This window comes from Pigmentibacter sp. JX0631 (assembly GCF_029873255.1).
GTDB lineage: Bacteria > Bdellovibrionota_B > Oligoflexia > Silvanigrellales > Silvanigrellaceae > Silvanigrella.
On the sequence record NZ_CP123622.1, the window covers coordinates 1,435,321 to 1,447,500 of the forward strand.

Consider the following 12,180-nt stretch of genomic DNA (forward strand, 5'->3'; position numbering starts at 1 on the left):
GTGTCCTCTCACCTGCTCAAAGAAATAGAATTAACCCAAAAATAAACACGCTAATAAAAATAAACTTGAGATAATTCCTAGCCATTCCTGATTGGGAATCACTAGCAACACTTGTGCCTGTGTACAATGTTTCCGGAATACCGTTTACGACACCCTCAATAATTATTTTGTCAAAAAAGCTATATAAAACCTTTCCAACTCGAGCGAGAGGACGGATAAAAATAAATGCATAAAGCTCATCAACTCTCCATTTATCTCTAACTAAACGGTATACTGGCCCTAAAGCACTCGCGAATCTTTCACCGCCATTTGGTCCATTTTTATAAACCAAAATTGCAAATATCGCGGCAACAAAAACAATTAAAACAGAAGCTCCCATTAAACTAAATTCCATTGAATGAGATAAATGGAGTCCATGTAAACCATTGGCATTCAATGTAGCTTGTGCTTGTCCTAATACGGGTGATAAAAAATTAGTTATAAAATCTACTTTACCAGTAAATACTTCTGGAATTGCAATAACTCCACCTACAACTGATAAAATAGCTAATAGAATAAGAGGCAATGTAATAACTATATTTGTTTCATGGATATGTTCGGGATGTTCAGCACGACATTCTCCAAAAAATACAAGCCAAGTTAATCTAAGCATATAAAATGCAGTAAAACCTGCAGTAATCCAACCAACTAACCAAAATACGGGATTGCCAAAAGGTCCCGCCCAAGCAGCTGCGAGAATAGCATCTTTTGAAAAAAATCCCGAAAAGCCTGGAAAACCAATAATTGCTAAAGTAGCTAATAAAAAAGTTGTTGCTGTGATCGGCATTTTTTTAAATAAACCACCCATTTTTCTTATATCTTGTTCATGATGCATAGCGTGAATTACACTACCAGCACCCAAAAATAAACAAGCTTTAAAAAATGCATGTGTAACAACATGAGCCACTCCAAATTGAAAGGCACCAACTCCACAAGCAAGAACCATATAGCCGAGCTGACTACATGTTGAATAAGCAAGAACTTTTTTAATGTCTGTTTGCGCAAATCCAATAGTCGCTGAAAAAATTGCTGTTACAGCTCCAATAATTGCTATAGTCATCATTACAGTAGGACTTAAAACCAACAGATAACTAACACGACTCATTAAATAAATGCCTGAAGTCACCATTGTTGCCGCATGGATTAATGCTGAAACAGGAGTTGGTCCCGCCATTGCATCTGGCAACCATGTATAAAGAGGAATTTGTGCAGATTTACCAGCAACTCCAAGTAAGATGCATAATCCAATAATTGTAATTTCGAGAGAATTATCAGCTAAAAATGTTTGTGGAGATGCTGCAATAATTGCTGATAATTCAGCATAATTAATCGTCTTAAAAAGCATATAACAAAGAAATATTGCTATTAGAAATCCTGCATCACCAACTCTATTTGCAACGAATGCTTTAATTGCAGCCATTGAATTATCTTTATCTTCGTACCAATATCCAATAAGTAGATAAGAGCAAACTCCAACTCCTTCCCAACCTAGAAAGGTAACAAGCATATTGGAGCCAAGCACAAGAGAAAGCATTGAGAAAATAAATAAATTTAAATATACAAAAAAACGATAAGGTCTTTTTTCGTGGTGCATATATTCGCCTGAATATAAATGAATTAAAGCACCTACACCTGTAATGACAAGTAAAAATATTCCGGACAATCTATCGACTGTAAAACCAAAAGATACATTAAACTCTTTTCCATCAACTAATGGAACAGAGATCCAATTAAATAAATCGACTTGTACAATATTTCCAGGAATTATATAATTAAAAAATAGCATTAATGAAAAAATAAAAGGAACAACAACAGATGCTGTTGCAATAGTGCAAATGACTGCAATGCTCGTTTTTCTTAGCATAAATGCATTCAGCAAAGCACCAACTAATGGCAGTAAAACTATTAAAGTAAGTAATGTTTGTTGTTGCATAATTATCCTCTCAGCACTCTGAGATCATCAATCTCAACACTTGACTTAGCACGATATAAAGAAATGATAAGTGCAAGACCAATTCCTGCTTCACATGCAGCCACAGCCATCACAAAAAACATGATCACTTGCCCATCAATTGTATGAGTCATATTACTTGCACTAATAAATGCTAAATTAGCTGCATTTAACATAACCTCAATACTTAGCATCATAAAAATCAAATTTTTTCTAAACATGACCCCAAAAAGTCCAACTATGAAGAGAAGTATAGAAAAATATATTCCTAATTCAGGAAGACTTGGCATCATTCACCTTCGCTTTCTTTGCTATGACAATTGCGCCAACAATAGCTACTAATATTAAAAAACTTATTAATTCAAAAGCCCAGAGATAATCAGTAAACATTAAGGCAGATACATTTTTTACATTCTCATTCATAGATGCTGGGTAATAAGGAGGTCTAGCATTTGCAAGCGATACAGAGTTAAGACCGGAAACTAAATATCCCTGACCAACTTTTGTTCCTAGAAATAATGCAACTAAAAAACCAAGTACTGTTAAAACTAATTCACCTAAAGTAACTCTACCATAACGTAACTCTTCAGGAGGTAAATTCAAGAGCATAATAACAAAAACGAATACTACCATAATTGCGCCAGCATATACTATAATTTGTGAAACAGCTGAAAAATGCGCTCCAAGTAAACCATACATACCAGCAAGCAGCATCATGACAACAATGAGCAACATTGCGGCAGTGACTGGCCATTTTCTTGTAATCATTAAAGCAGATAAAAATACTGCGAGGATTCCCATTATTAAAAAAGATATTTGAGTCAACATTTGAGTCCCTTTTCTTAATTAATGAAATTTTACAATTGCTGTGACAATTGCAGTAATTATAAGATTTACAAGGGCGATAGGAAGTAAATATATCCATCCTAATCTCATTAATTGATCATATCTAAAGCGAGGAATAGTAAATCTAACTTGAACAAATAGCCACATTAATATAATTACTTTTGTCAATAAAACAACTATACCTAAAGGTAATAAGAGCCATCTTGTAACAACTTCACCGAGATGAGGCGTCATAGTGTCCAGTAAATATGCCTGTGATAACCAAGGAAGTTCATATCCACCAAAAAATAACGAAACAGTAAGTACACACATAACAAACATCATTGCGTACTCACCAAGAAAGAATAGCGACCAACGCATAGCTCCGTACTCAGTCAAAAATCCGGCTACAAGTTCTCCTTCACTTTCAGCTAAATCAAATGGCAGTCTGTTTGTTTCTGCACAAATAGCTACTATAAATATAATAAAAGCGACAGGTGCGTGAAAAACCCCCCAATTAGGAAGAAATCCCCAAAGTATTTCAGACTGTTTCGTTATCATAGTTTGAAGATCTAATGTTCCCCAAATAAAAATTAAAGGAATAATGCTAAGGCCCATAGCTACTTCATAACTAACCATTTGTGCAGAAGCGCGTAAACCACCTAACAGGGAATATTTATTATTTGAAGACCAACCAGCTAAAGTAACACCATAAACAGCTAATGAAGAAAAGGCAAATATCAAAAGAAATCCTGAGTTCAAGCTTACTGCTTGTAAATTTACAACTTCATTATTAACTAGAATATGACTTCCCCATGGAATTGCCACAGTAACAGCAAGTCCCATAGTAACAGGAATTACTGGAGCTAAAACATAAAAAGCTTTGTGTACATAAGGAGGAACAAAATCTTCTTTAAATAAAAGTTTAATTGCATCAGCAATTGGTTGCCCTAATCCTAATAATCTAAACTTAAAAAAACCGACTCTATTTGGTCCCAATCGACGTTGTATAATAGCGCACTGTCTGCGTTCTACCCAACTCATAATAGGAGCCACTTGTGCACCTACTGCTATACCAAGCAGCATAAGAAGAATGGTGCTGATAACTTGAGTCATACTAATATCAAACATTACCAAAACTCCTTAATCCCAACGTAACGCACCACGTCTGATGACATATATGTAGCCAATTGCTAAAGTTGCCAAAAATAATCCAACTTCAACAATTCCAAACCACCCTAAATAATCAAACGCAGTTGCCCACAGGTACATAAATATTGTTTCAATATCGAAAAGAATAAATAAAATTGCGGTTAAATAAAATTTGATTGAAAACCGGTTTTCAGCGGAACTTGTAACCGGCAAACCGCATTCATACACTTCAAGTTTGTGTGAATTAGGTTTTTTAGGGCCAAGAAAAAGTGATGCGCCGCTAACTCCAAGACCTAGTGCAAGCCCAAATACTAATATGAGCAATATTGGCAAATAAGGATTCAAACCAATAGAATAAACGGATTGCTCCATATGCAAGTTCCTCCTTAACGAGTTCAACTATCTCATAATCATCCATGCGACAAGAGAACCATCAAGTTAATCTTGAAGAATATTCTTCACGCAATAATGCCATACGATAAACGAGTGCTGCTGTTAATCTTGAAGTCATTTCATGAGTATCCCTTGCCGGGCAAAGTTCTGCAATGTCCATAACACGACATGTTTGGGATTTGGCAATAAATGTTAAAGATTGTGACAAATCTTTTACTTGAACTCCAAATGGTGTTGAAGCACTTGTTCCAGGAGCAATGGCTTGATCAAAAATATCTAAACACAATGAAATATGCACGCTGCCTTTAAATCGATCAAACCCAAAAGTTGTACAATCATCTAAATGATCGCGAATATGTTCTAAAGGAGTTTGCGCATGTCCTGCAAACAAATCTCTCCAAACATTTAATAAAGTCATATATTCAATTGTTGGAATCTTTTTTTCAAATACATAATCATACAATGATTGAGGATTTCTTTCTCTTTGAATTCCTATTTCTAGTAAAGCTTTGCCGTCATGAATATTGAATGGAAAGTCTTCAATAATTCTTCTAAAAGCAGTTCCACTGTTAATTTTTCCATTTTCTACAGGACGCAAATCAAAATGCGCATCTAAATTTATAATTGGTATTTTTTCTTTCTGTTTTCCTAATACATGGCCTTTGTAGCTTCCATAACTAAAATCATGACCACCGCCAATCACAAAAATCATTTTCGCATTTTTTTTAATAAAATAATTTACTACTTCAGAAAGTCTTTCATGAGTTTCTTCTATTGATTTAGAAAGTACTAAATTTCCAGCATCAAAAAATTTACTTGATATAAGATCACAATTTTTATTAATTACTTCACTACTTGTAAATGGTTTGTGCGTACTAGGATTAAATATCCTTAAATTCGTGTCATAAAGTCTATAGAAACTTTCTCGAAAACGATCCGGCCCCTCTTTAGCTCCTGGATTTCCATTATTTTCAATAACTCCTCTGTCATCAGGAACTCCAACTATAATATATTTATCATTAAAATCTAATTCTAATTTTTTTTGATTTTTTTCAAAATATTCAATATTTTTTATTGATGTACCAAGGGTTTCTTTTCGACTACTTCCATTAATTTTAGCTTTTTCTAAAAATTTTAATACAGTTTTTGTCATGTTAATTCCAAATTTTTTGAGAAATAAAAAATTAGCAACGTTTAATTTTGCTCAATGCTTAATTTTTTTCAAGCATATGAATTTCTATATTAAGATATTAAAATAGATTTTTTATCTGAACAAATTATTCCTTATATTTTATATAATTATGAAAAAATACCATTAATTTGCAAACGTTTTTATTTTATGACAATTTGCAAAAAGAATTTTAGTAATTCTTTTCTTACCGGTGTATTCACATAGCTTACCAATTAAAGGAGAAAAAATGAAAACAAACAATATATCCTCTAAAATGTGGGGCAAAGATATCTTTTGGGGGCTTGGTTATGAATTTGATCCACAATGGACTCTTACAAAAAGACAAAAAGAATTACAAAATAATTTAATAATTATTTGTAAAGAAATTATTAGACCACAAGCTATTGAATGTGATAAAAATTTAACCTTTCCAAAAGAAAGTTTTAATGCATTATCAAAGTTAGGTTTACTTGGACTAACTATACCTATCGAACTAGGTGGCTTAGGCGAAAATCATACTTGCGCAGCAATGATAGTAGAAACTATCGCTAGATATGGTTGTCCAAGTACGGCTATGTGTTATGTAATGCATATTGCTGCTTTAAGTGCTTTACTGCTTCATGCAAGTAATAATTCAACATTTAAAAATCTTTTATCAAGAATAAATAATGAAGTATTAATTGGGACTATTGCTTATTCAGATCCATCTACAGGAAGTCATGCATGGTTTCCTAAATCTTCAAATTCACAAGAAACAAAAAATGGATGGAAAGTTTTTAAAAAAGCATCTTGGGTAACTTCAGGAGGATTTGCAGATTGGTATTTAATACAGACAACTAGTCATGAATTTCAAGGAGATTACTCAAAACTTTCTTGTTACCTTTTATTTCAGAACGAAGTAACAACAAATCCTTCGATTTGGAAAGGATTAGGAATGAGAGGAAATCAATCTGGACCATTGGAAGTAGATGGAATAGAAATTCCAAAAGATAGAATTGTTGGTAAGCCAAATGAAGCTAGTAAGACAAATAATGAATCTCCTGATATTTTTTACTTACTCTGTTCTTCAGCATGTTGGAACGGAGTTGCAATGGGCTTAATAGACTTAGGAACAAAGCATACGACAAAGAAAAAACATGAAGACATTGGCATGAGAATTGCCGATTACCCAAGTATTCAAGATTATTTTGGAGAAATGATTGCAGAAACTAATAATTGCAGACTAAACTGTTTTTTTCTGGCTGATATTCTAGATAAAAAAACAGATAATTGTAATTGGAATCTCTATGATAATGACAATTTTTATCCAAGATCTGAGATGATGACTTGGTTTTGGCAATTAAAGTTAAATTGTACGACAAATGTTTCAAATAATTCGGATAAAGTTTTACATGCCTGTGGCGGAAGTGGGTATAAACCCGAGCTTGAAGTTGAAAGATATTTGAGAGACGCAAAAGCTGGTTGGATTATGGCTCCCACAAATGAAGTCTTAAAACAGCTAATTGGAAAACTTGCGTTATTAGGTCCTGAGTCCCTAGATGCATGGAATCAAAAAGTTAATGAAACTGTTTTAAATAACGAAATAAATAAAATGGGCAAAGATAAAATGCGTGAATTTGGAGAGTTTTTAATAAAAAAAGCTTTATCCTAATTTTTAAGAACTCTTATTTAATTAAACTATGAAAGAACTTGAAAAAATTCATTTCTTTAAATTTTATAAAAATAAGATATTTTTTTAACATAGAAAATAGATTTTCTATTTGCAGTGTTATAAAATTAAAATTTAGGGAAATGGAGATTATTTCTAATGCTTTAAGTTTACGAGTTAAGAAATAACGAAAATTCTTCTTTGTTTTAGGGTTCTTGTAAAAAATAGTCTTTTATTTAGCAAGCAAGATCTAAGTTTTTTAATAAAGATATATTCTTCTTTCAATGAAAAGGAAGATACATGCCAATTACAAATAGTTTACTTAAATCATATGAATCTAAAATAGTAGAAATTCAAAATATAGATGCACAATATCTCCTTTTTAAATGCGAAAGGCCAAAGAATTTTAATTTCAATTCTGGTCAGTATGCATCAATCGAAATAAATGATGACATAGGGACATGTGAGTTTCTATACTCAATTGCGAGTTCAAGTGAAGAAACAAATTTTTTAGAATTTTGTATTCAAGTTAATACTCAAAGTAGAGCATCTACTTTTTGGAGAAAATTAAAAATCGGTGAACTTCTAAGAATAAATAATTTAGGAGGAACTGAAATGATTACTGATTACTCACATCCTATAGTTATGATTGCAGGAGGCTCTGGGATTGCTCCATTTAGAGCAATTATTCATGATTTGTTTATTTATAAAAAAACATCTGGTTCTGAAAATATAACATTAATTTATGGTGTAAAAAAATCTTCTGCAATGCCATACCAAAAAGAATTTAAAGACATAGAAAAACAATTTAGTAATAATTTAAAATTAATTTTATCAAGTGAAGAGGTTCAAGATAATACTATATCAAAAGGTAATTTAATAACTGCAATAGAAACTAATATTACTAATTTAGATAAAAAATCTGAATTTTACATTTGCGGTTCTTTAAATATGATTCAAACAGTTAAAGATAAACTAATAGAACATAAGATTCCATCTAAACAGATTTTCCATGAATATTAAAGATTATATATAATAATAAGTTTTTTTGATAATTAGATATTAGCTTATTCTTAATTTTGAATACCAAACTTCTAACAAAAAGTATAAATTTCTATAAATTTCACAATGACTTTTAATGCTTTAAATTGAAATAAATTACTTAGCTCTATTTTTCTTTAAATTTGCCCAGTCTTCTTCTTTTAAGGATTTTAAGAAATTAAATTCCCCGGCACCTTGTAACCATTCACCGCCATCAATTGTTACAACCTCTCCATTTATATAACCAGAAAAATCAGAAACTAAATATGAAGCAAGATTTGCAAGTTCATGATGTTCCCCAGGACGGCCTAATGGATTTTTATTTTCCAAGGTTTTCCCAAGATTTTCATTTGGCACTAATCTATTCCAAGCGCCTTTTGTAGGAAATGGACCTGGGGCAATAGCATTCATACGAACACCTCTGTTACCCCACTCAACAGCAAGACTTCTTGTCATTGCTAATATTCCTGCTTTTGCCATTGCTGATGGGACTACGTACGCAGATCCGGTCCATGCATAAGTAGTAACTATATTTAAAACATTTGCCTTAATATTTTGGGTTAACCACTTTTTGCCGCAAGCTAAAGTCACATACATAGTACCATGTAAAACAATATCTAATACGACATCAAAAGCTCTATGCGAAAGATCTTCTGTTCTTGAAATAAAATTTCCCGCTGCATTATTAATTAGCACATCAATAGGAGCCTCACTCCAAATGTCTTCAATCATTTTATCTACTAAGTGAGGATCTTTTATGTCACAGATCTTAAAACTAGATTTACTTGGATATTTTTTATTAAACTCGTCACATGTTTCTTTTAATATCTCTTCCCTTCTGCCGCAAATAATTACTGTTGCTCCTAATGAAAGAAATTTTTCACACATACTTTTTCCTAGCCCCGTTCCTCCTCCGGTTACTAGTATTCTTTTATTTTCTAAGAGATTTTGTATGAACATAATGAAATCCTTTTTAAGTTTAAAAGGATTTTATATGATCATTATTCCATAATAAAAACAGGCATAACCAAGTATTTTTTGGTATCTTTAGAATACTGTATCGTTAGGTCATATTTGGAAAAAATTGTTCTTGCTCTTTGAATTATTTTTTCTAGGCATATTCTTAAGCTTTCTTTTCTATTAGTAGAGCATTCATTATATGAAAGATAAAAACTTTCTAACAATTCTTCTCGTTTCAATCCCAAAGGATATTCAGCTAACAAACGCATTAATCTAGCTGGTTCCCTAGATGCTTCTGTTGGTGCAACAAATTCAACATAAGATAAACATAATTTTGTCCAACGAACTGCAGCAGAATGGGAATAAGCTACTTCTTGTAAAGCTAATTCTAAAGAGTTCTGCATTTTAGAAAAATAATTACTTTTTCTTTTATATTTTTTTCTTCGAATAATTTTATTTTTTCTACTACATTTATTTAAACTATTTAAATCCAAATTTTCTTGTTGCAATAATTCTATTGACATCAATTATTTCTCCTTCATTGCTTCATAACGAATAATTTATAAGTGTTAATCACTTATATAATCTCCTTATATGCAAAAAGCATGCCAAAATTATAGACGTGTTTTTATCAATAATTTCATATTGTTAAAATTTTATTTTTTTATTTTGCAGCGAAAAATGGATGATTTTCATACGACTAATGACTGATTTTAGGAAAAAATATATATTTTATAAAATATTTTAGATAGTTATATTTACATTTTTTGTGATAAATTGGATGAAAATCAGTCAATAAAAAAGATTTTTTAAAATAAAAAAAAGCTAGCGATCTTCCATCGCTAGCTTTTTCAATCATACTTTTTAAGTATTAAGCTTGTTCAAATGACTTTAGTTCTTCACTTGAAACATAACGGCTTGAAATACGCGCTGCTTTACCACGAAGTTTACGGATGTAGTAAATTCTAGAACGACGAACTTTTCCGCGTACTTTAACGTCTACATGGTCAACTAAAGGAGAATGAACATAGAAATTACGCTCTACTCCAATTCCACCAGACATTTTTCTTACAAGAAATGTAGAGTTCGTAGTACCTTTACGATAACGAATTACTGTACCTTCAAAAGATTGTAAACGGTATTTAGGAGTACCATCTTTCTCAGTACCTTCTTGTATTTTTACCCAAACGCAAACTGTATCACCAGCTTTGAAGCTTGGAAGCGCCTTAGCACGCATATGCATGCTTTCAAATGACTTTAAAATAGGATGTTTCATTTTACTCACCTATACTTGAGAATTGCCTAAGATCGGATTCTCTCTAATTAAAAATAAAGTGGTCGGAGCGACAGGACTTGAACCTGCGACCTCTTGCACCCCAAGCAAGTGCGCTAGCCAGGCTGCGCTACGCTCCGAGTTTCAAGCGATCTATTACTTTCCAAGTGCTGCCATTGATTTCTTAACAAGAGAAGCAAAAACAGCTTCATCATGAATAGCAATTTCAGACAATTGTTTACGGTCTAAAGTTATATTTGCTTTCTTTAAACCATTCATAAATTTGCTGTATGGCATTCCATGAGCTCTGGATGCAGCGTTAATACGTTGAATCCAAAGAGTACGAAAATCACGTTTTCTGACTTTACGGTCACGATAAGCATAACAAAGAGCTCTACGAACAATTTGTATTGCTGTACGATACAGTCTACTACGAGCTCCGCGGTAACCTTTAGCAAGCTTTAAAACTCTTTTATGACGACGGCGAAGTTTAAAACCACGTTTTACACGAGCCATTGTATTTCCTCCAAAATGAATGCTGGCGGTTGTTCTTAAAAACAAAACTTATTTGCCAAGCACCTGTTTAAAACAATCATACATTCTACTAACAACAGAAGTTAGTTTTATAAGTAGTTAAGGCTGTTAACACTTAAAGGACGAACGATCAACCCTAATTAGAGTCCGTTTGGAATACAACGGGCAACTAATCTTGAACTTTCAGCACGCATAATTTTCGCTTTTTTCAAGCGATTTTTACGGCTACGGTTCTTTGATTTTGCCAAGTGTTGCTTACCACTGTGCGGAACTTTAACAAGACCAGTTGCAGTTAACTTATAACGTTTAGCTGCAGACTTTTTATTTTTGATAGCCTTATTAACTTTCCCTTTGGATTTAGCAACTTTGGCTTTAATTTTAGCTTTTGACTTTGCCATACAATAAACCCTTTAACTGAGAAAAGACAAAAAACAGAAGGTTCTTATAACACTGCTTTAAATAAAATCAACTATTATCTAAAAAGATTTATGAACTTATGTAGATGATAAATATAAAAAAAATCCCCATAGATATATCTAAGGGGATTTAAATTAGTGGTGGGTCCGCCCGGATTCGAACCGGGGACCACTTGCTTAAAAGGCAAATGCTCTACCGACTGAGCTACGAACCCACTAAGGTAAAATTAAAAGGCTGCGCAGAGCTACTCTTCCACACCTAAGGGTGCAGTACCATTGCCGCAGGCGGGCTTGACTTCGGAGTTCGGAATGGGATCCGGTATTTCCCCGCCGCAATCAGCACAGCCAAAACGAGGCTAAAAAAGCTTAGAGAGGGCTTTTACCTAAGAGACTAGTAAGAGTCAAGAGGTAGAAGCGAGAAAGTTAGGAGAAAAGAGAGAGAGAAAGAAAGAGAAGAAGGAAAGGTAGAAAAGAGATGTAATAAAGGAATGTTAATGATGCCTAAAAGAAGCCGTCAGGGCGATTAGTAATGGTCAGCTGAATGCCTTACAGCACTTACACATCCATCCTATCGAACTTGTAGTCTTCAAGAGCCCTGTGAGGTTTCCCTCGGAGAAGTTCATCTTAGGCATAGTTTCCCGCTTAGATGCTTTCAGCGGTTACCCAAACCGAACATAGCTATCCAGCTGTGCCACTGGCGTGACAACTGGTTCACCAGAGGTTCGTCCAACCCGGTCCTCTCGTACTAAGGTCAGGATCCTTCAACTTCTCTCGCGC

At 33.2% G+C, this 12,180-nt stretch carries 13 protein-coding genes, 2 tRNA genes and 2 rRNA genes (1 of these 17 only partly in view); 2 read left to right on the plus strand and 15 right to left on the minus strand.

Annotation, left to right across the window (positions count from 1 at the left end; genetic code table 11):
• Window positions 1-16: 16 nt before the first annotated feature.
• From nuoL to QEJ31_RS06235, 6 genes are all read right to left on the minus strand, one after another.
• Window positions 17-1,972, minus strand: a complete 1,956-nt coding sequence (gene nuoL / locus QEJ31_RS06210) for an NADH-quinone oxidoreductase subunit L (protein WP_280592923.1) — start codon at window positions 1,970-1,972, stop codon at window positions 17-19.
• 2 nt (window positions 1,973-1,974) lie between these two features.
• Complete coding sequence (gene nuoK, locus QEJ31_RS06215) at window positions 1,975-2,280, minus strand: NADH-quinone oxidoreductase subunit NuoK (protein ID WP_158999494.1); 306 nt, start codon at window positions 2,278-2,280, stop codon at window positions 1,975-1,977.
• Window positions 2,264-2,818: an NADH-quinone oxidoreductase subunit J gene (locus tag QEJ31_RS06220; RefSeq protein ID WP_280592924.1), complete on the minus strand. Its 555-nt coding sequence runs from the start codon at window positions 2,816-2,818 to the stop codon at window positions 2,264-2,266. The genes nuoK and QEJ31_RS06220 overlap by 17 nt, the downstream gene beginning before the upstream one ends.
• Window positions 2,819-2,836: 18 nt before the next feature.
• On the minus strand, window positions 2,837-3,946 hold the full coding sequence (locus QEJ31_RS06225) for an NADH-quinone oxidoreductase subunit H (RefSeq protein ID WP_280592925.1): 1,110 nt from the start codon (window positions 3,944-3,946) through the stop codon (window positions 2,837-2,839).
• 12 nt (window positions 3,947-3,958) lie between these two features.
• On the minus strand, window positions 3,959-4,339 hold the full coding sequence (gene ndhC / locus QEJ31_RS06230; RefSeq protein ID WP_280592926.1) for an NADH-quinone oxidoreductase subunit A: 381 nt from the start codon (window positions 4,337-4,339) through the stop codon (window positions 3,959-3,961).
• A gap of 61 nt (window positions 4,340-4,400) precedes the next feature.
• On the minus strand, window positions 4,401-5,513 hold the full coding sequence (locus QEJ31_RS06235; RefSeq protein ID WP_280592927.1) for a formimidoylglutamase: 1,113 nt from the start codon (window positions 5,511-5,513) through the stop codon (window positions 4,401-4,403).
• 265 nt (window positions 5,514-5,778) lie between these two features.
• On the opposite strand from QEJ31_RS06235, the gene QEJ31_RS06240 reads away from it, so the two are divergent.
• Together QEJ31_RS06240 and QEJ31_RS06245 are read left to right on the plus strand one after the other, a co-directional pair.
• Complete coding sequence (locus tag QEJ31_RS06240; protein ID WP_280592928.1) at window positions 5,779-7,182, plus strand: acyl-CoA dehydrogenase family protein; 1,404 nt, start codon at window positions 5,779-5,781, stop codon at window positions 7,180-7,182.
• A 297-nt stretch (window positions 7,183-7,479) separates the two neighbouring features.
• A complete protein-coding gene (locus QEJ31_RS06245; protein WP_280592929.1) occupies window positions 7,480-8,202 on the plus strand; it encodes an FAD-dependent oxidoreductase in 723 nt (240 codons plus the stop codon).
• A gap of 135 nt (window positions 8,203-8,337) precedes the next feature.
• Here QEJ31_RS06245 and QEJ31_RS06250 read toward each other — a convergent pair whose 3' ends face one another.
• From QEJ31_RS06250 to QEJ31_RS06290, 9 genes are all read right to left on the minus strand, one after another.
• A complete protein-coding gene (locus QEJ31_RS06250) occupies window positions 8,338-9,180 on the minus strand; it encodes an SDR family oxidoreductase (RefSeq protein ID WP_280592930.1) in 843 nt (280 codons plus the stop codon).
• A 41-nt stretch (window positions 9,181-9,221) separates the two neighbouring features.
• Window positions 9,222-9,704, minus strand: coding sequence for a hypothetical protein (locus QEJ31_RS06255; RefSeq protein ID WP_280592931.1), 483 nt, complete (start codon window positions 9,702-9,704; stop codon window positions 9,222-9,224).
• 347 nt (window positions 9,705-10,051) lie between these two features.
• The gene (rplS, locus tag QEJ31_RS06260) at window positions 10,052-10,456 is read right to left on the minus strand and encodes a 50S ribosomal protein L19 (protein ID WP_280592932.1); all 405 of its coding nucleotides are present in this window, start codon (window positions 10,454-10,456) and stop codon (window positions 10,052-10,054) included.
• A 59-nt stretch (window positions 10,457-10,515) separates the two neighbouring features.
• Window positions 10,516-10,593: transfer RNA gene (locus QEJ31_RS06265), tRNA-Pro, on the minus strand.
• A 16-nt stretch (window positions 10,594-10,609) separates the two neighbouring features.
• Window positions 10,610-10,969, minus strand: a complete 360-nt coding sequence (gene rplT, locus QEJ31_RS06270) for a 50S ribosomal protein L20 (protein ID WP_280592933.1) — start codon at window positions 10,967-10,969, stop codon at window positions 10,610-10,612.
• Window positions 10,970-11,127: 158 nt separating this feature from the next.
• On the minus strand, window positions 11,128-11,385 hold the full coding sequence (locus tag QEJ31_RS06275; protein ID WP_158999483.1) for a 50S ribosomal protein L35: 258 nt from the start codon (window positions 11,383-11,385) through the stop codon (window positions 11,128-11,130).
• 157 nt (window positions 11,386-11,542) lie between these two features.
• Window positions 11,543-11,618 (minus strand) — tRNA-Lys (locus tag QEJ31_RS06280).
• Between the two features lie 17 nt (window positions 11,619-11,635).
• Window positions 11,636-11,750 (minus strand): 5S ribosomal RNA (gene rrf / locus QEJ31_RS06285).
• Window positions 11,751-11,905: 155 nt separating this feature from the next.
• A 23S ribosomal RNA gene (locus QEJ31_RS06290) occupies window positions 11,906-12,180 on the minus strand (it continues 2,618 nt past the right edge of the window).

Excerpts from the sequence above, each read along its gene's own strand:
- nuoL (WP_280592923.1), bottom strand. The coding sequence starts at position 1,972 with ATGCAACAACAAACATTACTTACTTTAATAGTTTTACTGCCATTAGTT.
- nuoK (WP_158999494.1), bottom strand. The coding sequence starts at position 2,280 with ATGCCAAGTCTTCCTGAATTAGGAATATATTTTTCTATACTTCTCTTC.
- QEJ31_RS06220 (WP_280592924.1), bottom strand. The coding sequence starts at position 2,818 with ATGTTGACTCAAATATCTTTTTTAATAATGGGAATCCTCGCAGTATTT.
- QEJ31_RS06225 (WP_280592925.1), bottom strand. The coding sequence starts at position 3,946 with ATGTTTGATATTAGTATGACTCAAGTTATCAGCACCATTCTTCTTATG.
- ndhC (WP_280592926.1), bottom strand. The coding sequence starts at position 4,339 with ATGGAGCAATCCGTTTATTCTATTGGTTTGAATCCTTATTTGCCAATA.
- QEJ31_RS06235 (WP_280592927.1), bottom strand. The coding sequence starts at position 5,513 with ATGACAAAAACTGTATTAAAATTTTTAGAAAAAGCTAAAATTAATGGA.
- QEJ31_RS06240 (WP_280592928.1), top strand. The coding sequence starts at position 5,779 with ATGAAAACAAACAATATATCCTCTAAAATGTGGGGCAAAGATATCTTT.
- QEJ31_RS06245 (WP_280592929.1), top strand. The coding sequence starts at position 7,480 with ATGCCAATTACAAATAGTTTACTTAAATCATATGAATCTAAAATAGTA.
- QEJ31_RS06250 (WP_280592930.1), bottom strand. The coding sequence starts at position 9,180 with ATGTTCATACAAAATCTCTTAGAAAATAAAAGAATACTAGTAACCGGA.
- QEJ31_RS06255 (WP_280592931.1), bottom strand. The coding sequence starts at position 9,704 with ATGTCAATAGAATTATTGCAACAAGAAAATTTGGATTTAAATAGTTTA.
- rplS (WP_280592932.1), bottom strand. The coding sequence starts at position 10,456 with ATGAAACATCCTATTTTAAAGTCATTTGAAAGCATGCATATGCGTGCT.
- rplT (WP_280592933.1), bottom strand. The coding sequence starts at position 10,969 with ATGGCTCGTGTAAAACGTGGTTTTAAACTTCGCCGTCGTCATAAAAGA.
- QEJ31_RS06275 (WP_158999483.1), bottom strand. The coding sequence starts at position 11,385 with ATGGCAAAGTCAAAAGCTAAAATTAAAGCCAAAGTTGCTAAATCCAAA.